The 26,349-nt window shown below is 54.5% G+C and carries 25 protein-coding genes; 14 read left to right on the top strand and 11 right to left on the bottom strand.

The annotated features are described in order from the left end of the window. Positions 1 to 80: 80 nt before the first annotated feature. The gene (locus AC0T7J_RS14470) at positions 81 to 356 is read left to right on the top strand and encodes a helix-turn-helix domain-containing protein (protein WP_473795087.1); all 276 of its coding nucleotides are present in this window, start codon (positions 81 to 83) and stop codon (positions 354 to 356) included. A 73-nt stretch (positions 357 to 429) separates the two neighbouring features. Here the strand turns inward: AC0T7J_RS14470 and murA are convergent, their stop codons facing one another. The 8 genes from murA to AC0T7J_RS14430 form a co-directional block, all read right to left on the bottom strand. After that, positions 430 to 1,689: a UDP-N-acetylglucosamine 1-carboxyvinyltransferase gene (murA, locus tag AC0T7J_RS14465; RefSeq protein WP_010251868.1), complete on the bottom strand. Its 1,260-nt coding sequence runs from the start codon at positions 1,687 to 1,689 to the stop codon at positions 430 to 432. Between the two features lie 66 nt (positions 1,690 to 1,755). Beyond that, positions 1,756 to 2,013: a BolA family iron metabolism protein IbaG gene (ibaG, locus tag AC0T7J_RS14460; RefSeq protein WP_010251880.1), complete on the bottom strand. Its 258-nt coding sequence runs from the start codon at positions 2,011 to 2,013 to the stop codon at positions 1,756 to 1,758. A gap of 113 nt (positions 2,014 to 2,126) precedes the next feature. After that, positions 2,127 to 2,432, bottom strand: coding sequence for a lipid asymmetry maintenance protein MlaB (gene mlaB / locus AC0T7J_RS14455; protein WP_010251883.1), 306 nt, complete (start codon positions 2,430 to 2,432; stop codon positions 2,127 to 2,129). A 2-nt stretch (positions 2,433 to 2,434) separates the two neighbouring features. Then, on the bottom strand, positions 2,435 to 3,067 hold the full coding sequence (mlaC, locus tag AC0T7J_RS14450; RefSeq protein ID WP_473795085.1) for a phospholipid-binding protein MlaC: 633 nt from the start codon (positions 3,065 to 3,067) through the stop codon (positions 2,435 to 2,437). A 15-nt stretch (positions 3,068 to 3,082) separates the two neighbouring features. Further along, positions 3,083 to 3,628, bottom strand: a complete 546-nt coding sequence (mlaD, locus tag AC0T7J_RS14445) for an outer membrane lipid asymmetry maintenance protein MlaD (protein ID WP_473795083.1) — start codon at positions 3,626 to 3,628, stop codon at positions 3,083 to 3,085. Positions 3,629 to 3,632: 4 nt separating this feature from the next. Then, entirely contained in the window at positions 3,633 to 4,415 is a 783-nt protein-coding gene (gene mlaE, locus AC0T7J_RS14440) for a lipid asymmetry maintenance ABC transporter permease subunit MlaE (protein WP_010251894.1), read from the bottom strand. Positions 4,416 to 4,419: 4 nt separating this feature from the next. Beyond that, positions 4,420 to 5,235: a phospholipid ABC transporter ATP-binding protein MlaF gene (gene mlaF, locus AC0T7J_RS14435; RefSeq protein ID WP_473795081.1), complete on the bottom strand. Its 816-nt coding sequence runs from the start codon at positions 5,233 to 5,235 to the stop codon at positions 4,420 to 4,422. Continuing rightward, the gene (locus AC0T7J_RS14430; RefSeq protein ID WP_124889623.1) at positions 5,207 to 5,464 is read right to left on the bottom strand and encodes a hypothetical protein; all 258 of its coding nucleotides are present in this window, start codon (positions 5,462 to 5,464) and stop codon (positions 5,207 to 5,209) included. Before AC0T7J_RS14430 ends, mlaF begins: the two co-directional genes overlap by 29 nt. Between AC0T7J_RS14430 and AC0T7J_RS14425 the strand changes: the two genes are divergently transcribed. The 11 genes from AC0T7J_RS14425 (at position 5,463) to npr (ending at position 13,443) form a co-directional block, all read left to right on the top strand. Continuing rightward, entirely contained in the window at positions 5,463 to 6,443 is a 981-nt protein-coding gene (locus tag AC0T7J_RS14425) for a calcium/sodium antiporter (protein ID WP_473795080.1), read from the top strand. The genes AC0T7J_RS14430 and AC0T7J_RS14425 overlap by 2 nt on opposite strands. 16 nt (positions 6,444 to 6,459) lie before the next feature. Continuing rightward, the gene (gene kdsD, locus AC0T7J_RS14420) at positions 6,460 to 7,443 is read left to right on the top strand and encodes an arabinose-5-phosphate isomerase KdsD (RefSeq protein ID WP_473795078.1); all 984 of its coding nucleotides are present in this window, start codon (positions 6,460 to 6,462) and stop codon (positions 7,441 to 7,443) included. Positions 7,444 to 7,456: 13 nt separating this feature from the next. Then, entirely contained in the window at positions 7,457 to 8,023 is a 567-nt protein-coding gene (gene kdsC / locus AC0T7J_RS14415) for a 3-deoxy-manno-octulosonate-8-phosphatase KdsC (RefSeq protein WP_473795076.1), read from the top strand. Continuing rightward, complete coding sequence (lptC, locus tag AC0T7J_RS14410) at positions 8,020 to 8,592, top strand: LPS export ABC transporter periplasmic protein LptC (RefSeq protein WP_473795074.1); 573 nt, start codon at positions 8,020 to 8,022, stop codon at positions 8,590 to 8,592. The genes kdsC and lptC overlap by 4 nt, the downstream gene beginning before the upstream one ends. Then, positions 8,567 to 9,118, top strand: a complete 552-nt coding sequence (lptA, locus tag AC0T7J_RS14405) for a lipopolysaccharide ABC transporter substrate-binding protein LptA (protein ID WP_039386959.1) — start codon at positions 8,567 to 8,569, stop codon at positions 9,116 to 9,118. The genes lptC and lptA overlap by 26 nt, the downstream gene beginning before the upstream one ends. Positions 9,119 to 9,123: 5 nt before the next feature. Beyond that, on the top strand, positions 9,124 to 9,849 hold the full coding sequence (gene lptB / locus AC0T7J_RS14400; RefSeq protein ID WP_003851107.1) for an LPS export ABC transporter ATP-binding protein: 726 nt from the start codon (positions 9,124 to 9,126) through the stop codon (positions 9,847 to 9,849). A 48-nt stretch (positions 9,850 to 9,897) separates the two neighbouring features. Further along, on the top strand, positions 9,898 to 11,331 hold the full coding sequence (gene rpoN / locus AC0T7J_RS14395; protein WP_031592007.1) for an RNA polymerase factor sigma-54: 1,434 nt from the start codon (positions 9,898 to 9,900) through the stop codon (positions 11,329 to 11,331). Positions 11,332 to 11,352: 21 nt separating this feature from the next. Beyond that, positions 11,353 to 11,640: a ribosome hibernation promoting factor gene (gene hpf / locus AC0T7J_RS14390; protein WP_003851111.1), complete on the top strand. Its 288-nt coding sequence runs from the start codon at positions 11,353 to 11,355 to the stop codon at positions 11,638 to 11,640. A 152-nt stretch (positions 11,641 to 11,792) separates the two neighbouring features. After that, complete coding sequence (gene ptsN / locus AC0T7J_RS14385; RefSeq protein ID WP_010251916.1) at positions 11,793 to 12,272, top strand: PTS IIA-like nitrogen regulatory protein PtsN; 480 nt, start codon at positions 11,793 to 11,795, stop codon at positions 12,270 to 12,272. A gap of 47 nt (positions 12,273 to 12,319) precedes the next feature. Further along, complete coding sequence (gene rapZ / locus AC0T7J_RS14380; protein ID WP_473795071.1) at positions 12,320 to 13,174, top strand: RNase adapter RapZ; 855 nt, start codon at positions 12,320 to 12,322, stop codon at positions 13,172 to 13,174. Continuing rightward, positions 13,171 to 13,443 (top strand): PTS phosphocarrier protein NPr, encoded by a 273-nt coding sequence (gene npr / locus AC0T7J_RS14375; RefSeq protein WP_010251923.1) that lies wholly within the window; start codon positions 13,171 to 13,173, stop codon positions 13,441 to 13,443. Before rapZ ends, npr begins: the two co-directional genes overlap by 4 nt. Before the next feature lie 3 nt (positions 13,444 to 13,446). Here the strand turns inward: npr and mtgA are convergent, their stop codons facing one another. Further along, on the bottom strand, positions 13,447 to 14,166 hold the full coding sequence (mtgA, locus tag AC0T7J_RS14370) for a monofunctional biosynthetic peptidoglycan transglycosylase (protein ID WP_157353486.1): 720 nt from the start codon (positions 14,164 to 14,166) through the stop codon (positions 13,447 to 13,449). Positions 14,167 to 15,053: 887 nt separating this feature from the next. Continuing rightward, positions 15,054 to 17,387, bottom strand: coding sequence for an aerobic respiration two-component sensor histidine kinase ArcB (gene arcB / locus AC0T7J_RS14365; RefSeq protein WP_473795068.1), 2,334 nt, complete (start codon positions 17,385 to 17,387; stop codon positions 15,054 to 15,056). 889 nt (positions 17,388 to 18,276) lie between these two features. On the opposite strand from arcB, the gene AC0T7J_RS14360 reads away from it, so the two are divergent. Together AC0T7J_RS14360 and AC0T7J_RS14355 are read left to right on the top strand one after the other, a co-directional pair. Then, entirely contained in the window at positions 18,277 to 23,808 is a 5,532-nt protein-coding gene (locus tag AC0T7J_RS14360) for a glutamate synthase-related protein (RefSeq protein ID WP_473795066.1), read from the top strand. A 185-nt stretch (positions 23,809 to 23,993) separates the two neighbouring features. Further along, on the top strand, positions 23,994 to 25,751 hold the full coding sequence (locus tag AC0T7J_RS14355) for a sulfite reductase subunit alpha (RefSeq protein WP_473795064.1): 1,758 nt from the start codon (positions 23,994 to 23,996) through the stop codon (positions 25,749 to 25,751). 111 nt (positions 25,752 to 25,862) lie between these two features. Here AC0T7J_RS14355 and sspB read toward each other — a convergent pair whose 3' ends face one another. Further along, the gene (gene sspB / locus AC0T7J_RS14350) at positions 25,863 to 26,348 is read right to left on the bottom strand and encodes a ClpXP protease specificity-enhancing factor (RefSeq protein WP_293774222.1); all 486 of its coding nucleotides are present in this window, start codon (positions 26,346 to 26,348) and stop codon (positions 25,863 to 25,865) included. Position 26,349 lies beyond the last annotated feature (1 nt).

Below are 26,349 nucleotides of genomic sequence, written 5' to 3'. Positions count from 1 at the left end.
TTAATCTTTCCAGATAAAAGTAAAAAGGAAAGCCAACGTCCCGCTGGACGACGCAATGACAGGGAAAAGGAGAACAGGATATGCAAAAAAGGATGGAAGACTGGCACCCGGCTGACATTATCGCGGCGCTGCATAAGCGTGGAATGACACTGGCGGCGCTGTCACGCGCAGCAGGTCTGAGTTCATCAACGCTGGCTAATGCGCTGACGCGTCCATGGCCCAAGGGCGAATGGTTGATCGCCGACGCGCTCAAGGTTCATCCTTGTGAGATCTGGCCCAGCCGCTATTACGATCCCGAGACCCACTGCCTGCTGGATCGCAGGAAACGTATCCGGGCGCCTGTCGATAATGCCTGAGATTTCCGGCAATCCTCAGGCGAAAAAAAACCAGCCCCCGGATGGGGCTGGCTCTTTCAGAGCCTCTGCGGGATTACTCTTCGCTGACGCGCTCGATGTTCGCGCCCATTGCTTTAAGTTTATCTTCGATGTGCTCATAGCCACGATCGATGTGATAAATGCGATCAACGAAGGTCGTTCCTTCCGCGATACAACCGGCCAGAACCAGACTGGCTGAAGCACGCAGATCGGTCGCCATCACCTGGGCACCTGACAGGGTCTCAACCCCATGACAGATCGCCGTGTTGCTCTCAATCTCAGCATGTCCGCCCATACGAATCAGTTCCGGGATATGCATGAAACGGTTTTCGAAAATGGTTTCGGTAATTACGCCCGTGCCTTCCGCGACCATGTTTAACAGTGTGAACTGCGCCTGCATATCAGTAGGGAAACCTGGATGCGGTGCAGTACGCACGTTGACCGCTTTTGGCCGTTTGCCGTGCATATCCAGACTGATCCAGTCTTCACCGGTTTCGATATCGGCACCCGCATCACGCAGCTTAGCCAGCACAGCATCCAGCGTATCCGGCTGAGTTTTGTGACACATCACTTTGCCACCCGAAATGGCGGCAGCCACCAGGAAGGTACCGGTTTCGATACGGTCTGGCAGGACACGATAAACACCGCCACCCAGACGCTCTACGCCTTCGATGGTGATTTTATCGCTGCCTGCTCCACTGATTCTTGCGCCCAGGGTGTTCAGGAAGTTGGCGGTATCGACAATTTCCGGCTCACGCGCCGCATTCTCAATCACGGTGGTACCGGTCGCCAGCGTCGCAGCACTCATGATGGTCACGGTCGCGCCGACGCTGATTTTGTCCATGACAATCAGTGCGCCCTTCAGACGGCCATTGACTGACGCTTTCACGTAGCCCTCTTCCAGCTTGATCTCGGCACCCAGCTGTTCAAGACCGGTGATGTGCAGATCAACCGGACGCGCGCCGATAGCGCAGCCACCCGGCAGGGAAACCTGCCCCTGACCAAAACGCGCCACCAGCGGGCCTAGCGCCCAGATTGAGGCACGCATGGTTTTGACCAGATCGTATGGCGCACAAAATACATCTACCGCGCTGGCATCGACATGCACAGAACCGTTGCGTTCCACCTTCGCACCCAGCTGGCTCAGCAGCTTCATGGTGGTATCAATGTCGCGCAGCTTTGGCACATTCTGGATCTCGACCGGCTCTTCAGCCAGCAGCGCAGCAAACAGAATAGGAAGCGCGGCGTTCTTTGCCCCGGAAATGGTTACTTCACCACTTAAGCGGGTGGGGCCTTGCACACGAAATTTGTCCATTAACACGGCTCTCAATTAACTAGCTAAAGATTGGACTCGCCAGCGACGAGTTCACCACGCTGGGGATCAGAAACCGTTGAGTTTACGGTCACGCGCCCATTCAGCGGGAGTATAGGTTTTGATAGAGACAGCATGAATACGGTTATCCGCGATAAACTCCATCAGCGGCGCGTAGACAGCCTGCTGCTTTTTCACGCGGCTCAGTTCGCCAAACAGTTCGCCTACGGCGATCACCTGAAAATGGCTGCCATCATTGCTCATCACATGCACTTCGTCTAAAGGCAATGCTGCCATCAGCACGGCCTGAATTTCACTGTTTTCCATTGGGCTTAACTTCACTTAATAATAATAAGGCTGACATAGTAGAGGAAAGCGGCTGACTCTTAAATACGCAAAAGCCCCTGTTAAAAACAGGGGCTTAGCATAACAACCGGAAATCAGGCGCTTTTATCCGCAGAAACAATAATCTGTTGCAGATTGTAAAGCGTAATCAGCGAGTGCAGTTTATCACTGATGCCTGTAAAGCGTGGGGTAATACCCTGTGCCCGGGCGATTTCCCGCAGGTGCACCAGCAGGGCAAGCCCGGAGGAATCAACACGCTCCAGCGCCGCGACGTCGATGGTATCGACATCTTTAATCAGCGTCTCACGTTGCTGCCACAGGCTCATCAACGTGTCGCGATCCAGTTCACCTTTCAGTAACAGCGTGCTGGCTTCCCGCTCCCAGCGTAACGATTCATGCATTATTATTGTTTATCCAGCGTGATTGGCTGTGCCGCAGACGATTTCAGCTGCGCCGTCAGACCCTCGATACCTTTGGTACGTAACAGATCGCTCCACTCATTTTGTTTGGTGGTAATCATGCTGACGCCTTCGGCGATCATGTCATACGCCTGCCAGTTACCGCTCTGGCTGTTTTTACGCCACTGGAAGTCGAGGCGAACCGGTGGACGACCATTCGGGTCGATAATGGAAACGCGAATGGCGACAATCTGGGCATCGCCTAACGGCTGCTCAGGTTGAATCTGGTAGCTCTGTCCGTTGTACAGTGCCAGTGCCTGACCATAAGCCTGCGCCAGATAGTCACCAAAGGCGCTGAAGTAGGCTTCACGCTGAGCGGGCGTCGAATCACGATAGTAGCGGCCCAGCACTAACGCGCCTGCATATTTAATCTGCACATAGGGCAGCAACTCCTGACGCACAATCTGACGCAGGTAGTTAGGGTCCTGCTTGATTTTCGGCTGCTCGTTTTTCAGGCGGGTGAACGTCTTTTGCGCCGCTTCATTCATCAGTTTGTAGGGGTTGCTCTGATCGGCTGCGGTTGCCGTCAGCGGTACCGCAACCACCAGCATGGCAATCATCAGTAAACGTTTAAACATGGTATACCCTCTTCTTTAAGGTTGAGCCGGTGCCGCAGGCGCAGCACTGCCGCCTTCCTGCGCATCCTTGTTGTCACTGTTTTGTTTATTATCGCCGCTCTTATAAAGGAACTGACCGATCAGATCTTCGAGCACCATAGCGGATTTCGTATCGCGCAGCGTATCGCCATCTTTCAGCATCGCCGAACCCAGTTCAGGATCGTCAAATCCTAAGTTGAGTGCCAGGAATTGCTCACCCAGCAGTCCCTGAGTGCGAACCGCCAGCGAGCTGGTGTCTGAAATTTTATTCGCATACTGATCGCTGATGTCCATGGTGACACGCGGCAGCAGCGTTTTCGGCTCTAACTCAATGTCGGTCACACGGCCAATCACCACCCCGCCAATCTTGACCGGCGAACTGGCTTTAAGACCGCCAATATTGTCGAAGGTGGCGTAGAGCTTCCACGTCGGCTCAGTACCCATCGACTTTAAATCGGCGACGCGCAGCGCGAGAAACAGCGCCGCCAGCAACGCCATAATCATAAATATGCCAACCCAGATTTCGCTTTTTTTGCTTTGCATTGCATCAATTCCCAAACATCAGTGCTGTCAGCACAAAATCCAATCCGAGCACCGCCAGTGACGCGTGCACCACAGTGCGCGTCGTCGCGCGACTGATCCCTTCAGAGGTTGGAATCGCATCATAGCCGTTAAACAGCGCAATCCACGTCACGGTAATGGCAAATACCGCACTTTTAATCAGGCAGTTAACCACATCGGCACGAAAATCGACGGCATTCTGCATCGCCGACCAGAAGAAACCCGGATCAATCCCTTTCCAGCTCACCCCGACCAGCGCCCCACCGGCAATCCCTACCGCGGTAAAAATCAGCGTCAGTAACGGCATACTGATAAAACCGGCCCAGAAGCGCGGCGAAACCACCCGGCGCAACGGGTCAACCGCCATCATCTCCATGCTGGAGAGCTGTTCGGTGGCCTTCATCAGGCCGATTTCGGCAGTTAGTGCAGACCCTGCCCGTCCGGCGAACAGCAGCGCGGTCACAACCGGCCCCAGTTCGCGCAGCAATGACAGCGCCACCAGCATGCCGAGGCTGGTTTCCGCGCCGTAGGTGTTTAAGACCAGATAACCCTGAAGGCCAAGCACCATGCCGATAAACAGACCGGAAACCACGATGATCAGCAGCGACAGCACGCCGACGCTATAAAGTTGTTTAATCAGTAGCGGCGTGTGTCTGCGGAACGCTGGCTTACCCACCAGCGCATGAAACAGCATTAATCCTGCGCGTCCAAAACTGGCGCACGTTTCAATTCCCTGACGTCCAAATGTCGCCAGCGCCTTCAACACCATCAGTTTAGTTACTCCCTGAGCCGGTTAAATCAGCGAGATAGTCGCCGGCAGGAAAACGGAAGGGAACCGGACCATCCGCATCACCATCAATAAACTGGCGGACGCGCGGATCATTATTCTCTCGCAACTCCGGCGTGGTGCCTTGTGCGATAATTTTTTGGCCGGCCACGATATAGGCATAGTCCGCAATACTCAGTACTTCCGGTACGTCGTGCGAGACCACAATACAGGTCAGGCCCAGAGCATGGTTCAGTTCATCAATGAGTTTTACCAGCACACCCATCGTGATTGGATCCTGTCCGACGAAAGGCTCATCAAACATGATCAGTTCCGGCTCCAGCGCGATAGCGCGCGCCAGTGCCACACGACGCGCCATTCCGCCCGACAGCTCCGCGGGCTTCAGCTGGGCCGCGCCACGCAGACCCACCGCTTCCAGCTTCATCAGCACCGTGCTGTGCAGCAGCGGAGGGGGCAGACGGGTATGTTCACGCAGCGGCCAGGCCACATTTTCATAGACCGTCAGGTCAGTGAACAGCGCGCCAGACTGGAACAGCATGCTCATTTTTTTGCGCGCTTCGTACAATTTAGTGCGAGATAATGACGGAATGTTTTCACCACGGAAAAAGATTTCACCGCTGGTCGGCTGAAGTTGCCCCCCAATCAAGCGTAGCAGCGTGGTTTTTCCTATCCCCGACGGCCCCATTATCGCCGTCACTTTGCCTTTCGGCACGGTCAGCGAAATGTCATCGAAGATGGTGCGATCTCCGCGCGAAAAACTCACGCCACGAACCTCAACCAGATTCGATTGCTGCTGGATCATTATAACCTCTTGTAAGGATCGGGCGTAAACATGGGGTACGATGGTAGCCTGTTCGGTCCTGATTCACGATAGCTTTACAGAAACTTACCGCTAAGATTTGGCGAAAATGGTCATTAAATTTACTTTTGCCGTCCGGACGGTCAAAATCAGCGCCTGTCTCGCCAAACAGAACCTTAAACCGGTCGGGAAAGGCATTGCCGGCCTGGGTTTTTACGCAAGGATTTTTCATGTTCGTAGCTTCTGCACTGCTGATTATCGGTTTGCTTTTACTGGCATATGGTGCCGATCGTCTGGTGTTTAGCGCCTCTATATTGTGTCGATCATTTGGCATCCCGCCACTGATTATTGGCATGACCGTTGTCAGCATCGGCACCTCGCTGCCAGAGATGATCCTCTCCTTTTCCGCGGCGCAGCATGGCCAGATGGATCTTGCTGTTGGCACCGCGCTCGGCTCGAATATTACCAATATTTTACTCATACTGGGTGCCGCTGCGCTTATGCACCCGCTCAGCGTCCATTCTAATCTGATACGCCGTGAACTGCCGTTGATGCTGCTGGTGACTCTGCTCAGCGGATTCATGCTGTTTGACAATCAGCTTAGTCGACTGGATGGAATTGGCCTGATCGCCATTGCCGCTGTTTATCTGATGGTGGTGATTCGCATTGCGCGCAAAGCCGAACGGGACAACAACGATACCCTGACCCGCGAGCAGCTGGCCGAGCTGCCTCGCGAAGAGAGCGGAAATACGGTGGCTTTTCTCTGGCTGGCCGTCGCGCTGATCATCCTGCCGATGTCGACACGCATGGTGATCGACAATGCCACAGCGTTTGCCGACTATTTTGGCGTCAGCGAACTGGTGATGGGCCTGACGCTGATCGCCGTGGGCACCAGCCTGCCCGAGCTGGCAACGGTTATTGCCGGTGCGCTGAAAGGCGAAGATGATATCGCGATCGGCAATCTGATCGGCGCCAACATTTATAATATTGCCATTGTGCTGGGTCTGCCGGCGCTGATTCACCCTGGCAGTGTCGATTATCACGCCTTCGCCCGTGATTACTGGGTGATGCTGGGAGTGAGCGTGCTGTTTGCCCTGCTCTGCCTGCTACGTCGCCGACGCGTTGGCCGTACGGCAGGCTTATTTTTACTCTGTGGTTTCTTCGTCTGGGTGACGCTGCTGTGGATGCAGCCGGCATTCATGGACGGCTAACAAGGACAGACTCACTATGTCATATCAGCAACCAACAGCATTTGATTTCCAGCAGGCGGGAAAAACCGTACTGCGCATCGAACGCGAAGGTCTGGAACAACTCGATCAATATATCAACGACGATTTCGCCCGCGCCTGTGCCCTGATCTACGCCTGTCGGGGGAAAGTGGTGGTGATGGGCATGGGCAAGTCTGGCCATATCGGCAAAAAAATGGCGGCGACCTTTGCCAGTACCGGCACGCCCGCGTTTTTTGTTCATCCGGCCGAAGCCAGCCATGGTGATCTGGGCATGGTAAGCAAAAATGATGTGGTTATCGCCATCTCCAACAGCGGTGAATCCAACGAAATCCTCGCGCTGATTCCGGTATTAAAGCGTCAGCACATCACGTTGATCTGCATGACCGGACGGCCTGACAGTGCGATGGGACGGGTTGCCGATGTGCATCTGTGTGTCCATGTTCCGCAGGAAGCCTGCCCGCTGGGTCTGGCACCGACCACCAGCACCACGGCTACGCTGGTAATGGGCGACGCACTGGCGGTTTCGCTGCTGGAAGCGCGCGGCTTCACCGCGGAAGACTTTGCTCTCTCCCATCCAGGCGGTGCGCTGGGCCGCAAACTGCTACTGCATGTGGCTGATATCATGCACAGCGGCGATGAACTGCCGCACGTCACACGAGACGCCTCACTACGCGATGCGCTGCTGGAGATTACCCGCAAAAATCTGGGGCTGACGGTAATCGTCGATGGCCTGATGAAAATTGAAGGTATCTTTACTGATGGTGACCTGCGCCGCATCTTTGATATGGGCATCGATTTCCAGCGCGCCACTATCGGGGAAGTGATGACACCAGGTGGCATCCGCGTCCGTCCTAATATGCTGGCGGTGGAAGCCCTGAACCTGATGCAGACCAAAAACATTACCTCGATTCTGGTGGCCGATGACGACCATCTGCTCGGTGTGGTACATATGCATGACATGCTGCGCGCTGGCGTAGTCTGAACAGGAAGAGAAAATGCAACAGGCAATCCACCCGATTGAAACCTGCTACGGGCCGGTCAGTGCTGACGTTATGGCGCGCGCCAGCAGAATTCGTCTGCTGATCTGCGACGTCGATGGCGTGATGTCCGACGGGGTGATCTACATGGGGAACAATGGCGAAGAGCTGAAAGCATTCAACGTGCGGGACGGTTACGGCGTTCGCTGTTTGCTGACCTCCGATGTGGAAGTGGCTATTATTACCGGCCGCAATGCCCGTCTGATGGAAGATCGCTGCAAAACGCTCGGCATCCGCCATCTTTATCAGGGACAATCGGATAAGCTTTTGGCCTATCGTGAACTTCTGGATAAACTGTCTCTTTCCGACGACCAGGTCGCCTACATTGGTGACGATCTGATCGACTGGCCGGTTATGGCGAAAGTAGGATTAAGCGTGGCGGTAGCAGATGCACATCCGATCCTGTTACCGCGCGCGCACTATGTCACGCGGATTGCCGGTGGACGCGGTGCAGTGCGTGAAGTATGTGATCTGATCTTAATGGCGCAGAACAAATTTGAGGATGCCAAAGGGCAATCAGTATGAGTAAAAGCAGGCGTTGGATAACGCTGATTCTGACCTTGATTGCACTGGTTTTGATCGGCTGGAATCTTACTAACCAGGATGATGATGGCACACCAGTCGGGATGGACACTCAGTCACCGACCTATACCAGTGCTGATTCACACACTGTGGTTTACAACCCGCAGGGCGCGCTGTCATATAAACTGGTCTCTGACAAAGTGACCTATTTCTCGGATGATGAACTGAGCTGGTTCGACAATCCGGTCATGACCACCTTTGATGAGAACAAAATCCCTACCTGGACGTTACGCGCGGATAAAGCAAAGCTCACCAAAGATCGTATGCTTTACCTGTATGGCCATGTTGAACTGAATACGCTGACGCAGGATTCTCAGCTTGAGCGGATCAAAACCGATAACGCCCAGATTAATCTTGTCACTCAGGACGTTACCTCTGATGACCAGGTGACATTGTATGGCCGCAGTTTTAACTCCACCGGCATGAAAATGCGCGGCAATTTACGGACAAAAAACGCCGAGTTAATCGAGAAGGTCAAAACCTCTTATGAAATTCAAAATGAACAAAAATAGCCTGAAGCTTTTAGTGGCCAGCCTGCTGCTGGCAACCAGCGTTCCGGCGCTGGCTCTGACCGGTGACTCGGACAAGCCCGTCAACATTGACTCGCAGAATCAGGCGCTGGATTTGCAAGGCAATGTCGCGACCTTTACCGGCAATGTCATCGTGACGCAGGGCTCAATTAAAATCACGGCAGATAAAGTGGTGGTGACCCGTCCGGGCGGCGACAGTAAGAAAACCATCGTAGACGCCTACGGTAATCCCGCCACCTTCTATCAGATGCAGGACAGCGGTAAGCCGGTACAGGGCCATGCCGCCAAACTGCATTACGAACTGGCTAACGATTTCGTTGAACTGACCGGCAATGCCTTCATTGAGCAGCAGGACAGCAACATCAAAGGCGATCGTATTACCTACCTGGTGAAAGAGCAGAAAATGCAGGCTTTCAGTCAGGGCCAGAACAAGCGCGTCACGACTGTACTGGTGCCGTCGCAACTTCAGGACAAAGGTTCGTCCAACAGCGGAAAGAAGAGTAACTGATAGCTATGGCCACATTAATCGCAGAAAACCTGGCGAAGGCATATAAGGGCCGTCGCGTGGTAGAAGATGTCAGCCTGCAGGTAAAATCCGGCGAAATTGTCGGCCTGCTGGGCCCGAACGGTGCCGGTAAAACCACCACCTTTTACATGGTGGTGGGCATTGTGCCGCGTGACGCTGGCCGCATTATTATTGATGATGAAGATATCAGCATCCTGCCGCTGCATGCGCGTGCGCGTCGTGGCATCGGCTATCTGCCGCAGGAGGCATCGATCTTCCGTCGCCTCAGCGTCTACGATAACCTGATGGCGGTCTTGCAGATCCGTGACGATCTGACCGAAGAGCAACGCCAGGATCGCGCCCGTGAGCTGATGGAAGAGTTTCACATTGAGCACCTGCGCGACAGCATGGGCCAGGCACTTTCGGGGGGGGAGCGACGTCGTGTTGAGATTGCGCGGGCGCTGGCGGCTAATCCTAAATTTATCCTGCTGGATGAACCTTTTGCCGGTGTTGACCCCATCTCCGTTATCGACATTAAGAAAATCATTGAGCATCTGCGTGACAGCGGCCTCGGTGTGCTGATTACCGACCATAACGTACGCGAAACGTTAGCGGTCTGTGAGCGGGCTTATATCGTCAGCCAGGGTCACCTGATCGCGCACGGCACACCGAATGAAATTCTTGCGGATGAGCAGGTTAAGCGGGTTTATTTGGGTGAAGAGTTCAGACTCTGATAAGGTGTCGTTAATACCGATGTTTACCTGGGAACGATCATCCTGTCTATGAAGCAAGGTTTACAACTCAGGTTCAGCCAACAGCTGGCAATGACTCCGCAGTTGCAACAGGCGATTCGCCTGTTGCAACTCTCTACGCTTGAACTCCAGCAGGAGCTTCAGCTTGCGCTGGAAAGTAATCCGCTGCTGGAGCAGACTGACCTGCATGAAGAGATCGATTCACGGGAGTCTTCAGAGGCCGAGGCGCTGGATACACGTGAAGCGCTTGAGCAGAAAGAGATGCCTGATGAACTGCCGCTGGATGCAACCTGGGATGAGATCTATACCGCGGGCACGCCTTCCGGCACCGGCACCGATTACCAGGATGATGAGTTACCGGTTTATCAGGGCGAAACGACGCAGTCGCTGCAGGATTATCTGATGTGGCAGGTCGGCCTGACGCCTTTCAGTGATACCGATCGCGCCATTGCCACCTCTATTGTCGATGCTATTGATGACACCGGATATCTCACCGTTTCGCTTGAGGAGATCCTTGACAGCATAGGTGATGATGAGCTCGAAGCGGATGAAGTTGAAGCGGTGTTGAAACGCATTCAGCGCTTTGACCCGATTGGTGTCGGCGCGCGCGATCTGCGTGACTGCCTGCTGGTGCAGCTTTCACAATATGCGCCCGAAACGCCGATGCTGGCAGAGGCGCGCCTGATCGTCAGCGAACATCTCGATCTGCTGGCAAACCACGATTTCCGCAGCCTGATGCGGGTCACGCGCCTCAAAGAAGAGGTGCTGAAAGAGGCGATGCTGCTGATCCAGTCGCTGGATCCGCGTCCGGGTCAGTCAATCAACACCGGCGAACCAGAATATGTCATTCCCGATGTGCTGGTGCGCAAGGTCGGCAGCCGCTGGACGGTTGAACTCAATGCCGATAGCGTGCCTCGTCTGAAGATCAATCAGCACTATGCGGCAATGAGCGGCGCGACGCGGAACGACAGCGACAGCCAGTTCATTCGCAGTAATCTGCAGGAAGCCCGCTGGCTGATTAAGAGTCTGGAAAGCCGCAATGATACGCTGCTGAAAGTGACACGCTGTATTGTTGAACAGCAGCAGGCCTTTTTCGAGCAGGGTGAAGAATTTATGCGCCCGATGGTGCTGGCGGATATTGCCCAGGCCGTTGAGATGCACGAATCGACCATCTCCCGCGTTACCACGCAAAAGTATCTGCACAGCCCGCGTGGCATTTTTGAACTGAAGTACTTTTTCTCCAGTCACGTTAATACGGAAGGTGGCGGTGAAGCCTCCTCTACCGCGATTCGAGCCCTGGTGAAAAAATTAATTTCGGCGGAAAATCCAGCCAAACCCTTGAGCGACAGTAAACTGACCTCCATGTTATCTGATCAGGGGATCATGGTGGCACGGCGTACCGTCGCCAAATATCGTGAGTCTTTATCCATCCCGCCATCGAACCAGCGTAAACAACTGGTTTGAAAGAAATGAGAAGGAAGACCTATGCAGCTGAACCTGACCGGGCAACACGTTGAAATCACTCCACCTCTGCGTGAATTCGTCAACGGTAAATTTGCCAAACTGGAACACTATTTTGAACATATCAATCAGGTCTATATTGTCCTGAAGGTTGAGAAAGTCACGCAGGTGGCTGACGCAACACTACACGTGAATGGTGGCGAGCTGCACGCCACATCAGAAGCGGAAGATATGTATGCGGCCATTGACGGACTGATCGATAAGCTCGCCCGTCAGCTGACCAAACACAAAGATAAACTGAAAAAACACTAACCTTCACGCTAGCGACGCGCGCCTGGCGCGCAGAGCCGACAGGATGGGGCGGATAATCCGCCCCGTTTTGTCATCTAAGCAGGCGCCGTTTGTCACACGCGTCAATACGCGCTGGCGTTGAATGGCCTGGTGAACACGCAAGTGAAACGATAATGAACAACGATCTTACACTGGAATTGAGCACAGTGCTTTCGCCAGACTGCACCCGCAGCGGCGTCCACTGCCAGAGCAAAAAACGTGCGCTGGAAATCATCAGCGAACTGGCCGCTAAGCAGCTCAACCTGCCGCACCAGACGCTTTTCGAAGCGATTCTGACCCGCGAACGCATGGGCAGTACCGGTATTGGTAACGGGATAGCCATCCCGCACGGCAAGCTGGAAGAGGATACGCTGCGTGCGGTTGGGGTGTTTATCAGCCTCGAACAGCCGATTGCGTTTGATGCCGTTGATAACCAGCCGGTCGATCTGTTGTTTGCCTTACTGGTTCCGGCTGACCAGTGCAAAACACATCTGCACACCCTGTCACTGGTGGCAAAGCGTCTGGCAGATAAAACGGTTTGCCGTCGTTTGCGCGCAGCGCAGAGTGATGAAGAGCTCTATGCCATTATTACGGAAGTCCAGTCGGAGCAGTAACGCGTCTTTACCGGCCGGGTGCCGGTTTTAAAACGGGAGAGAAGGTCATGGTGCTGATGATCGTTAGCGGTCGTTCAGGCTCGGGGAAGTCAGTGGCGCTCCGTGCGCTGGAAGATATGGGGTTCTACTGCGTTGATAACCTGCCGGTCGTTCTGCTGCCTGAGTTAGCTCACTCGCTGGCTGAGCGCAATATTTCGGCGGCGGTCAGCATCGACGTGCGTAATATGCCTGAATCCCCGGAAATTTTCGAAACCGCCCTGAATAATCTGCCCGACACATTTTCACCTCAGCTGCTGTTTCTCGACGCCGATCGCAACACCCTGATTCGTCGCTACAGCGATACGCGCCGTCTGCATCCCCTCTCCAGTAAAAATCTGTCGCTGGAGAGTGCGATTGATGAAGAAAGCGATTTGCTGGAGCCGCTGCGTTCGCGTGCCGATCTGATCATCGACACCTCAGAGATGTCGGTGCATGAGCTGGCAGAGATGCTGCGTACCCGCCTGCTGGGCAAGCGTGAACGTGAGCTGACCATGGTGTTTGAGTCGTTTGGCTTCAAGCATGGCATCCCGATTGACGCTGACTATGTATTTGACGTGCGTTTTCTGCCCAACCCCCACTGGGATCCCAAACTGCGCCCGATGACCGGCCTCGATCGCCCTGTGGCGGCTTTCCTTGATCGCCATACTGAAGTGCATAATTTTATCTACCAGACGCGCAGCTACCTTGAACTCTGGTTGCCGATGCTGGAGACCAACAACCGTAGCTATCTTACCGTGGCGATTGGCTGCACCGGTGGTAAACATCGCTCAGTCTATATTGCAGAACAGCTGGCGGATTACTTCCGTTCACGGGGTAAGAATGTGCAGTCACGCCATCGTACGCTGGAAAAGCGCAAATCATGACCGTCAGACAAACTGTAGAAATTAAAAATAAGCTGGGCATGCACGCTCGTCCGGCGATGAAGTTATTTGAACTGGTGCAGAGCTTTGATGCCGAAGTATTACTGCGCAATGAAGCGGGCACTGAAGCCGAAGCCAGCAGCGTGATTGCGCTGCTGATGCTCGACTCGGCAAAAGGCGGCCACATTGAGATTGAGGCCAGCGGCCCGGAGGAGATCCCGGCGCTGGCAGCGGTCATTGAGTTATTTGAAGCGGGTTTCGATGAAGATTAACGCTTAGTCGAGCTGATTACGCTGCAGGAAGCCTTCCCCGCCAAGCTGGCGCATCTGACGCAGTATCCACTGCTGCCGCTCTCTGACGTAGCCTGAGGGTGCAGCAGCACGATAACGTATCGGATTAGGCAGCACCGCTGCCAGTAAGGCAGCATCTGCTGCGGTCAGCCGGCTGGCAGGCTTATGGAAGTAGCGCTGAGAAGCCGCCTCAACGCCAAAGATGCCTGGCCCGAACTCCGCAATATTGAGATAGACGGTTAAAATACGCCGCTTTGTCCAGACCGTTTCAATTCCTACCGTCAGACCCGCTTCCAGACCTTTACGGACCCAGCTGCGACCATCCCAGAGGAACAGATTTTTCGCCGTCTGTTGAGACAGCGTGGATGCCCCACGCATCCGGCTATCGCTGTTATCCAGCACAGACTCAATCGCCGCAACATCAAAGCCCCAATGGGTGGGAAACTTTTGATCTTCTGAGGCGATAACTGCGAGTCCCATCCAGGGCGAAATCTCGTCATGGCTGACCCAGTCTGAATGAGCGACATAACTGAAATCACCGCGTAACCAGGCCCCGATCTGGCGTTCAGCCATTACCGCTGAGAACGGTACGGGTAAGAACGAAAAGAGTAAAATTCCCGCCAGCCATATTCCCAGCCACACCAGCACGATACGACCAACAATACGTCTGATACGCTGTCCGACGCTTCCTTTATGCTTGTTCATGCAATCTTCCCATACTTGTTTCAGACGTTAATCAATCACTCATGTAATCACTGCTAAAAAAGCGGCCTTTTTACAAAAATCGCTGAAAACCAGCAGACTGTTTACAGACTTTATTCAATCATTTTGCATCAAAATGCTGCAACAGTTCGAAATAGTTCAAGCACTTCCGAAAAAAAGGAATCGGTTCCATTCATTGCCAGTGCTTTGCGTCTTTCCAGATAAACACTTAATAATAGGTAATAAGCCCCTCCATCAAACATTCACTATGCTTAACTGTTATTTTTTTCTTAATTCTGTCACGTCCAAAGCTTAACCAGAATTACCGTTATGACGTCTAAATAAGCAGCACTTAATGGCGTCAATGGTTGCTGAAACAGCACTGCTCCCTTTCAGTGACAACATTGATATCAGAACGATAAAAGGACAAAGTTTTAGATTCTTTTTTATCATTCCAAATCGTTTTGGATAATTCATGTCATTTCAGACCGTGCGCTTGCAATATCAGCGCGTTAGCCTCACTCAAAAGGCAAACGTCAACGCGGACTCACTTTCGTGCTGCTCAATCTCCACTTCCCTGCACGGCAGCGTTAAAACTACACGAAAAAGCTCAAATTTGATTAAAATAACAGCAACGCAGCACGGAAATTAATTCCTTACTTGACTGTGTTGCCAAATTAATGTTTTCTGTATTTAAACGCTGCTCAATATCACAAATTTTAATGAATCTTATCGCATGAGAAGATGAATTTGCTAAGGTGATGACAGTGTTAACCAATACCCTGCGGCTGCATTAATTATTCAAATCATAGCAGCCGCAATGATTTCCCTGGTGTTGGCGCAGTATTCGCGCACCCCGGCTTCGGCTGGGGTCATTTTTTTATGGGGTATCACTTATCCTGTTCTGACACCCAGTCGCGTAATACCTGCACATCGTGTCGCCACTCATGCTTCAGCTCATCAATCCATTCGCCTACATTGTCCCACCACGCCGGTAGCTCCGGACTCTGAATCTGTTTCGCCAGCATCTGCAAACGCTGCAGCCCGACCGAACCCGCCGCCCCTTTGATTTTGTGACCCTCTTCAGCAATGCCTTTCTGATCGCGCGCCATCAGATTCGATTCCAGCACCGCAAGATAGTCCGGCATCATCTTTTCAAACATCGTCAGGCTTTGGGTAATCAGACTGGGGCCAACCAGCTCGATATACTGTTCGAGCATCGCGACATCCAGCAGCATCCGGGTTTTGTCATCGCTAATATCAGCGATCTCCTCTTCCGGTTCTGCCTGATAATCCCAGTATTTTTTAATCATCGCAGTCAGTGCCGGTACCGCCAGAGGTTTGCTGAGCACGTCATCCATGCCCGCGTCGAAATACTCTTTTTTGTCTTTGAGGACATTGGCGGTGAGGGCAACCAGCGGTGGCAGATGCGCTCCCTGATACTGCTCGCGAATCGCACGAGAGACATCCAGCCCGGTCATATCAGGCAGCTGAATATCCAGCAGCACCAGGTCAAACTCCAGCGGATCGAACATCGCCAGCGCCTCGCTGCCGGTCATGGCGACCTCCACACTGCAGCCCAGCTTCTCCAGTACCGAGCGCGCCACAATCACATTAAGCTCAATATCTTCAACCAGCAGCACATGCAGCGCAGGCAGGGGCAGGCTGTCGTCCACACCTTCATCCTCCACCTCTTCAGCAATGCGTGGCGCTTTGATCTCTACGGTGAAGCATGACCCCTGTCCCGGCGCACTGTGCACGCGGATATCACCGCCCATCGCCTGCGCCAGGCGGCGTGATACTGCCAGCCCGATGCCGGTACCGGTAGCCGGTTTACCGCCATGCTGATCTTTGACCTGATAGTACATAGCGAAGATCTTGTCCTGCTCCTCCTGACGGATACCCATGCCGGAGTCCTGCACCTCAAAGCGCAGCGTCTCGTCCTGCTCATAGGTTACCCGCACCACGATCTCGCCCTGCTGGGTGAACTTCACAGCGTTACCAATCAGGTTCCACAGAATCTGGCGCAGACGCGTTCCATCCGTCGAGATCATATGCGGCAGAGGCAGTTGGGGCGCGAGCACAAACTTCAGCCCTTTCGGCTGTGCCAGCAGGCCAGAGAGGTTTTCTAAATCGGCCAGGAAACCGGTGAAGTCGAGCGGCTGATTATCCAGCTGCACTTTACGGCGCTCGATTTTGTCCACCTCAATCACATCATTGAAGATGTTGCCCAGCGTGATAGCGGAGACGTGGATGGTTTTCAGGTATTTCAGCTGTTCCTGATTGAGGTCGGTGTCCAGGAGGATGCGGCTCAGCCCGACAATGCCATTAAGCGGCGTACGAAGCTCGTGGCTGATCGTAGAGATAAAGGTGGTCTTCTCCCGGCTGGCATTCTCTAACGCGTCCTGATAGCGCTTACGTTCGGTGATATCGCGGCCAAAGCCCATCAATCCGCTGCGCTTACCCACGCGGTCGTAGTAAGGCACTTTACGGATCTCGAAGCAGGCTTTGCGTCCGTCGGGATATTGCAGCCACTGTTCGTAGGTCAGCGAGACGTTGTGGCGGAACACCTTTTCGTCCGTTTCCAGCACCTTAGTGGCCGCTTCATCATCATAGATATCGCGCGGCGTCAGGCCAATCAGCTGCTTTTCGCTTTTGCCGGTCAGCAGCTCCATGGCGCGGTTGCAGCCGGAGAACTGTTTATCGATGTTGCGATAGAAAACCAGGTCAGGCGAGGCATCCAGGAAGGAGCGCAGGAAGGAGGATTGCTGCTCAAGCTCTATCTGTGCCTGCTCACGACGCGTCACCTCTTCACGCAGCTTATCCATCACCTGTTCGCGTGCCAGCTCCGCCTTTTTACGATCGCTGATCTCCTGATTCAGCTGCGTAATGGTCTCTTTCATCTGCTGATTGAGTTCCAGATCGCGGGTACGCATCTCTTCCAGCTTATCCACCAGCCGTGCCAGTCGTTGCCGTGACTCCTCCAGCTGATCGACCACCACCGAGAGAAAATAGACTGCCCAGGGCGTGATCAGGAGCCCGAAGAAGACAGAACGCACCACGTCAATGCTCTCGACATGGCCCCGCAGTACCATCGTAACCGCCATCTGGACAATCATTGCCAGCACCACCAGCGCAGACGCCAGCAGCAGCGAGAACCTCACCAGTCCAAGCTTCACCATTAAATCAACGTAGTACTGCGCCAACAGACGAATTTGTTTCATAACGACTCCCTGGAAGAGAAACAGCCACATAATAGCGCAGTTAACCCGCTGCCGTCGCAGCACGTCGCGTGGAGATACGGGATCAAATGCGCTTTTATGGTGCAGCAGCCTCGCCGATCGGCGACGTTAAGGACAAAGCGGTTAAAACCCTTGACTCAATGTGCCAAATGAATAATCTGTAAGGCCGCCAGCGAATCACCGATTTCTCTGTACGGCCTTTTTTCAATATCCTGGCAGCGTCCTGTTGCGCAGGCACACCCTTTTATATGCATACCCATTCATCTTTAATGCTGTTTTAAGCATACGCGTGCTGATTAATTTTTCTTATAACCAACCGTAGTTTCATTCAAATAGCCGGACATAAGAAAAACAGATACATGCTATGCGTCATGGGTGCTGAACAGCATTTAATGCTGCCAAAGACCCTGCCACCAGCATGGTGCAGAGATCTGACGCCTGCACTACAGTGAGTCAGTTCACATTTATCGGCCTGTCTCCTGGCACCAGAGTGATACATTTTAAACCATAAAAATCATTAAATTCATAGCCTTAAGCAGATAAAACGCCTGATAATCCCGTCTGACCGCCCTATTTGACCTGATTACGCTTTCCCGATAAGTTGGAAATCCGCTGAAAGCTTTCCAGACGGGCCATTGTCTCGGCATATCTATGCAACAAGAAGACTCCCGCGTGGTTTAAGTCATCTCCTTTAAGAGACCGGAAATCAAAGAGCAGCTCAATTAAGGACGTTTTACCGATGTCTGGAGAGAAATGCTCAGGGCTATGACGCGCGCTCGACAGAGCATGGCGATGAAAATGATAGCGCCCCCGTTGCGCTCAGACCCTGAAACAGTGCAGGTAATGTCAAAGCAGTTTAAGGAGACCCTCAATGTCCACTAAAAAACCTCAATCCTATGGCTTGTATGATCCGACAGCAGGCAGTGACAGCTGTGGTGTAGGTTTCATTACGCGTAAGGACGGCGAGCAGACCCACGAGATTCTGCAGATGGCGCACAGCGCCCTGTGTACGGTGCCTCACCGCGGCGGTATGTCAGCGGAAGGCGTTGGCGATGGCGCGGGGGTCAACGTTGATCTTTCGCTGCAATTCTTCCGCAAAATTACCGGCCAGCCGCTGGAAGCAGGACGTTTTGGCGTCGGTAACTTCTTTGTACCGAAAGATGCTGAGCTGCGCGCAAATGCCGAACGTCTGGTGGATGAAACCCTCAGCAGCTTTGGTCTGCCGGTGCTCATGAAGCGTGACATGCCGCTCGACAGCAGCGTGACACGTCCGGCAGCCGCGCAGTTCCAGTTACCGATTCTGCAGTGGATTTTCACTGCGCCACAGGATGTGGTTGATCAGAACGACTTCGAACAACGCATCTACCGTGCTCTGTTAACCATTGAAGGCCGTGCCTTTACCGAAAGCGAATTTGGCGGTCTCTATCCGCTGTCGCTGTCGTCACGCACGCAGGTGTTCAAAGCCCGTCTGAATTCCAATGAAGTGATCCCTTACTTCAAAGATCTGACCGATCCCGATCATCAGGTGCGCGGGCTGTTTTTCCATACCCGCTTCTCCACTAACACCGATCCCCATACCACGATGGCGCAGCCGTTCCGCCTGATGGCGCACAACGGCGAGCTGAACACTGACCGTAAAAACCGCATCGCTGAATCCGCGCTGGCACTGGCCCGTGGCAAGACAATCGTGCGGCCTAAAGGCCAGTCCGACAGTTCGCGTCTGGATCAGAGCATCCACAGCCGTCTGATGGAAGATAACCTCGATCTGATCACCGCCGTGGTGTCGATGATGCCGCCCGCCTGGGAAAACGACAGCGCGCTGTCGCCAGAAGTGCGTGACATGCTGGAGTACTTCTCGCTGTATGAAGAGAAGAACGACGGCCCTGCGGCCTTAATCTTTGGTAATGGCGAAGTGATTGGCGCGCGTCTTGATCGTCTGGGCCTGCGTCCCCTGCGTTCGGTAGAAACCGCTGAGTATATCGGTGCGATGTCGGAAGCGGGCCAGATCGCCTTCCCACCTGAAAGCGTGTTGCGTCGTGGCCGTATCGAAGCGGGCGGTATGCTCTATTTCGATCACCGTGAAAAACGCAGCTATACCACGCTGCAGGCGCTGGAAAAACTGGCCGCAGAGAAAGATTATTCGGCGTTGCTGCGTGAAGCGCGCGTCGGTCTTGACGATCTGCCCGAGATCCCGGCAGAACAACAGGGTTCACCGCTGCGTTATCGTGGCGATCTGAAAACGTATCAGCGCTTTGTGGCGTACTACTACAACCAGGAAAGCTTTAAGTTCATGATGGACCCAATGCTGAATACCGGCGCAGAGAAGATCTCTGCGATGGGTTACGGCAACGCCATCAACGGCTTATCCGATCATGAAGGCGGCATGGCGCACTACTTCTCTCAGCGCTTTGCGCAGGTCACCAACCCGCCGCTGGACTCAATCCGCGAAGTGGATGGCATGACGTTGCGTGTCGCGCTGGGGGCGAAACCCCATCTGGGCCGCAGCAAAGGCCGTCAGATTGTGGTGCCGACCCCGATTCTCAGCCACCTTGATATGCTGCGTTTACGCGAGCAGACCATCGCACCTTATGCCCGCTTTGAGATGCTCTATGAGCCGGTGATCGGCAAAGATCTGCTGAGCACTACCGCGAATGCGAATGCCCTGGAAAAAGCGATTGATGACCTGGCGCAACAGGTGGTTGATTTTGCCCGTACCCAGGGTGGTATCGCCGTACTTACCGATCGCCATATCTCTTCAAAGCACGCCGCGATCCCGATGCTGCTGGTGGTTTCCGCCATTAACCAGCGCCTGATAAAGGAAGGCCTGCGTCTGGATGTTTCTCTGGTGGTTGAAAGCGGCCAGAGCATCTCCTCGCACCACATTGCCGCCACACTTGGCTTTGGGGCATCGGCTATCTATCCGCTGGGCGTACAGATGCGCGCAGAGGAGAAATTTGGTGAAGGTGAAGAAGGTAATAAAGCCTTTAAGCGCTATGCCAAAGCGGCTGAAAAAGCACTGATGAAAACTATGGGCAAAGTGGGCCTCTGTACCGTTGAGAGCTACAGCAGCGGCGAGTTCTTTGAGCCTAACTTCCTCAACACCGATGACCCGGTGCTGAAAAAGTATTTCCCGAATATCAAAACGCCGGTGGGCGGTGCAGGCTTCGCGACGATCGCGCAGATGGCCGTTGACTGGCACCAGAGCGCACTGAAGATTCAGGGCGAATCTGAAGTTCCGCTGCTGGGTCTGTTCAAAGAGCGTGCAGAAGGCGCAGGTCACTCCTACGGCACCATCGCCGTGCGGACCTTTATCGATATGACCGAAGAGCCGATTCGCTTTGCCGACAAAGCGCGCGAAGAGGACAACTTCATCCGTCTGATGACGCTGGCTAAACTGGATAATGCGTTTGGCATCAAGCCAGAGACCTTTAAAGACAGCAGCTTTGAGCGCATCCCGGATGAGGTGATCAATAATTTCGCGATTACTGCTGATTACCGTCAGTTCTCAAGCCTGATGTATGAAGAGCGTAAACGTCGCCCGGCGGCCCTGCGCGACATCCTGACATTCCCGGCTGACCTGACCCACATCGACAGCGAAGCGGAGTTCCGCCGCAAGCTGGGACGCTACTCGCTGACCAACAACGGCTTTGCCATTCGTGGCATGGAGTGTGAAGCGGTGGATGGCAGCCTGAATCACTTTATGCTGCGTCTGACCGATGCGATTGAAGGACTGAAGCCTGAGAGCGAACGCCTGCAGAATCTGTCTCGCGCCCTGAAATCCCGCTTCGGCGACGATATTGAAAGCAGCGAAGTGGTGACGGGCGGTCTGAAAGTGACCGCTTACGGTAAAGCGGCCGGTTATCTGTCACGTATCTTCACTACCCTGCCCTCACTGCCGCTGAGCGAAGTGCAGCCAGCCTGTGAAATTACCCGTACCTTTGCCTCCGGGGCGATGAGCCACGGTGCGCTGGTGGCTCCTGCTCATGAAGCAGTCGCGCACGGTACCAATATGGTCGGCGGCATGAGTAACTGCGGTGAAGGCGGTGAGCATTACTCCCGTCACGGCACCATTCGTGCCTCACGGATCAAACAGCTGGCTTCGGGGCGTTTTGGCGTCTGGGCTGCCTATCTGGCGGATCCGATGCTGGAAGAGCTGGAGATCAAAATTGGTCAGGGTGCGAAACCTGGCGAAGGCGGTCAGTTACCGGCGGCCAAAGTTACCGTCGAGATTGCTGCCGCGCGTGGCGGTACGCCTGGCGTCGAGCTGGTCTCACCGCCGCCGCACCACGACACCTATTCCATCGAAGATCTGGCGCAGTTGATCCACGACTGCAAAGCCGCGCGGGTGCGCGTTATCGTCAAGCTGGTCTCGTCTGAAGGGATCGGCACCATCGCGGTGGGCGTGGCTAAAGCCGGTGCAGACGTGATTAACGTTGCGGGTAACACCGGCGGTACCGGCGCTGCGTCGGTGACCAGCCTGAAATATACCGGACGCGTGGCCGAAATCGGCATCGCTGAAGTCCACCAGGCGCTGTGCGCCAATGGCCTGCGTGAGAAAGTGCTGCTGCGCTGTTCTGGCGCACAGCAGACCGGCAGCGACGTGGTGAAATCTGCGCTGCTGGGCGGCGACAGCTTTGAGTTTGGTACGACGGCGCTGATGATGCTGAAATGCGTGATGGCGAAGAACTGTAACGTTAAGTGCCCGGCTGGCTTAACCACGAATGCCGAAGCGTTTGATGGCGATCCGCGTCAGCTGGCGCAGTACTTCCTCAACGTGGCGCATGAAGTGCGTGAAATCCTGGCGCGTATGGGCCTGCGTTCCCTGCGTGAGGCACGCGGTCGCTCTGACCTGTTGCACCTGATGGATCACCCGCTGGAAGTGGGCAAGCTCGACTTACGCGCCATGCTTACCGTGGTGCCTGAGCTGAAAATCGACAAGCCGGTTTATCTGGAAAAAGATTTTGAGCTGGATGATGTCTGGATTGAGCAACTGAAGCTGTCGCTGGTGGATCAGGGAACTCCTGACGTCACTCTGGGCAACAACATCGTGCTGAATAACCGAAACAAAAGTGTCGGCGGCCAGCTGGCCATCGATATTGAGCGGATGCTGAACCATCAGCTGAGTTCTGAGCAGCTGCAGGCGATGCCTGCCGTAATGACCGACGATCGTGGTCGTCGCTATCTGGCCCCTGAGAGCGTAAAAATCTCCACCACCGGTTCTGCCGGTCAGTCATTTGGCGCCTTCTGCAACGATGGCATGCAGCTGACCCATTACGGCACCTGTAACGACGGTGTCGGCAAAGGACAGTGTGGCGGCGAACTGATCGTGATGTCGCCTGGTGGCGGCGCACAGGATGCCGATGGCAACGTGCTGATTGGTAACTTTGCGCTGTTTGGCGCGACCGGCGGACGCCTGTTCGTACAGGGCCAGGCCGGTGACCGTTTCGCGGTGCGTAACTCCGGTGCCACCGCCGTGGTTGAAGGCGTCGGTGACTTCTGCTGCGAATATATGACCAACGGCGCCATCCTTAACCTGGGCACCTTCGGTAAAGGATTTGGTAACGGCATGAGCGGCGGCTTTGCCTACCAGTACGACCCCTATGGATCGCTGGCCAGCCATGCTGCGGGTGATTCGGTGCAGTTCGGCTCGATTGCCGATCAGGATGAGATGGCCCAGGTGCACAAGCAGGCAGTTCTTACCATGTTGAACTGGCATCTGGAGGCGACGAAATCACCGCGTGCCGCCTGGCTGCTGGAGAACTGGGAAACGGAGTGTCACCACTTTGTTTACGTGATGCCGCGTTCGCTGCTGCTCTATCAGGATGGCGGCGAGATTCTGAAAGCCAAGAGCCGCAAAGATCTGCTCGAAGAGCTGTCGACGGCGCTGGCAGGGCATCAGGTGGCGAAGTTTAAAGCCGCATGGCGTCAGGGTAAAACCATCGCCAACGGTGCCGTACCGGCTTATGGCGCGACCGATACGCTGGAGATGTTTGTCCTGCTGAACAACTACACCGTGCTGAGTTTTGCCCAGCAGCTGGCGCTGGGGAAATTACCGAAAGGCACCCCGGTTGAAGATGCGGCAGTTGAAAAAGCGGTCCGTAATCTGTTGATGACGGAAGACTTTTCGCTGATAAGCAAGCTGCAGCGTCATGCCCGTTCCGCCATCGAGAGCTATAGCGATGATGAACTGGCGAGTCTGATTGGTACCAAACGCATGTCAGATTACAAAGCGGCGCTGACGCAACGTAACATCCGCTCTATGGACAGTCTGGCAACCTACGGCTGGATCATGTACCAGGATGCCTGTAACCGGGAAGTGCTGGGCCATCTGCCTGACTTTGAAGAGCTGTTTGCACGTGCGGCATTGCCGGAAATCGCCGCTGCGGTGGGTAAACTCTCCTGACAGTGATACTGATCAGGCTGAACTGAATATTATTAATTGATCATTGCCCGGATTAATCGTTGTACCGGACAGATGCAGCACCGCTCTCCCCCGTCGCACAGGCTGCGGCGCGGGAAAGCGGAACCGCTTTCACACCGGACAATGCCACTGATGACGGGCGAGAACGGGATTGAGTAAAAGTACCCATGAAAATTCCTTATATTCCAGAAGATGCACCTTTTAATGGCGATCAGAAGTACTGGCTGGCTGGCTTTCTTGCGGGTCTGCACTCCCGTTTGCTGGTATTAGAAGACAAGCAGCAACCCGCCGCGGGCACAGGCGCAGCCGCGACGACGCAACTGCACATTCTTTATGGCTCACAGACCGGCAATGCTGAAGCACTGGCGCAGACCGCAGCGAAGTCTGCCCGCGCTAAAGGTCTGGTACCGGTAGTTCAGGCGCTGGGCGATGTCGATGTCGACGTGTTTGCTACCATGCGCCATGTGCTGATTGTCACCTCGACCTATGGCGAAGGTGAAATGCCGGACAACGCGCAGCTGTTCTGGGATGCGATCTCTGCCAGTACCGCACCGCGTCTGGAGCAGATGCATTTCGCCGTGCTGGCGATTGGCGATACCGGCTACGATGGCTTCTGTCAGGCGGGCAAGTTCATTGATATGCGCCTTGAGCAGTTGGGCGCGAAACGCGTGGTTGATCGTATCGATTGTGATATCGATTTTGAGGAGCCTTCCAGCGAGTGGCTGAACAGCTCAATGCCACAGTTTGCCGCCAGCGCGGGCAGCAGCGGCACCGTGCTGGAGAGCGCGCCTGAAGCACCAGTCATTCCAGGCAGCAATAAATCAAATCCCTACGCCGCTGCACTGATCACCAATAAGCGCCTGTCAGGCGAGCAGTCAGCTAAAGATATTCGTCATTTCGAGTTCGACCTGTCTGACAGTGGCCTGAAGTATGAAGCGGGCGATGCGCTGGGCGTAATTCCGGTCAACGAGCCGTCGCTGGTCAGCCTGCTGCTGACTCAGCTTAACGCGGACTACCAGACGCCGGTGCCCGGTTTTGATCGCAGCCTAGGCGACCTGCTGACCTATCAGTTTGAGATTTCAGAGCCATCACGCAAGTTAATCGAATGGGTCGGGCAGAACACCACCAACCAGGAGCTGCGTCATGTGTTACAGCATGATGATAAAGATGCGCTGGGCGTGTGGCTGTGGGGCAAAGATACCCTTGACCTGCTTCAGCTTGAGCTGACGCGCACGCTGGCGGTACCCGAGTTTGTCGCGCTGCTGCGTCCGCTGCAGCATCGCGCTTACTCAATTTCATCCAGTTCTAAAGCCCATCCTGATCAGGTGCATCTGACCGTAGCTTCGGTGCGTTATCACAGTGGCGGCCGTAATCGCGGTGGCGTCTGCTCGACCTATCTGGCCGAGCGTGTGCGTCGTGGTGAGAAGCCCGCCATCTTTATTTCACCCAATAAATCGTTCCGCGTGCCTGCCAACAACAGCGCACCGCTGATCATGGTGGGACCGGGTACCGGCATCGCCCCATTCCGTGCCTTCCTGCAGGAGCGCCAGGCAACCGGCGCGCAGGGGAAAAACTGGCTGTTCTTCGGCGATCAGCATCAGGAACATGACTTTATCTATCAGGATGAATTACTTGCCTGGCGGGACAATGGCTTGCTAACGCGTCTGGATCTGGCCTTCTCACGCGATCAGGAGAAGAAGATCTACGTACAGAGCCGGATGCTTGAACAGGGCGCAGAGTTGTACGCCTGGTTGCAGGAAGGGGCTTACTTCTACGTCTGTGGTGATGCATCGCGTATGGCAAAGGACGTAGATAATGCGCTGTATGAAGTGGTTCGCCAGTTTGGTGGCCTTTCCACCGAGCGCGCTGCTGACTATGTGGATCAGCTGAAGAAAGAGAAGCGCTACCTGCGCGACGTCTATTGATCGCGATGGTCTGCTGAAAAATCCGGCTTGCGCAGGCAGCCGGATTTTTTTTATGGCTGACAGACAAAAAAATACCCGTCGGATGGACGGGTATTCACTGTTATGTCACTGCTATTTCACTACGCGCAGTGAAGGCCGTCCACCACGTGGCGGTGGATCGTCATCAGGCGGTGTCTCGTCATCGCTGGCATCGTCAGGACGATCACCATCAATCACGGACATCATAGTCTCTTCCTGCCCCTCTGACGTCTCCTGCGTGCCCAGCTCGTAAGCCGGTTCCGGTTCAAACATCGTCCCGGCACCGTTTTCACGCGCATAGATTGCCAGAATCGCCGCCATCGGCACGTTAACCTGGCGAGGAACGCCACCAAAGCGGGCGTTGAACGACACCTGATCATTCGCCAGATCGAGGTTACCGACGGCACGTGGCGCAATGTTCAGGACAATCTGACCATCGCGCGCATACTCCAGCGGCACCTGCACACCCGGCAGATTTATGTCGACCACCAGATGCGGCGTCAGCTGGTTGTCGAGCAACCAGTCATAAAAGGCGCGCAGCAGATAGGGACGACGTGCAGTAAGTTGCGACATTTCCATA

Source organism: Pantoea sp. E956-1 (genome assembly GCF_982223955.1).
This window is presented reverse-complemented; position numbering and strand designations above follow the sequence as displayed.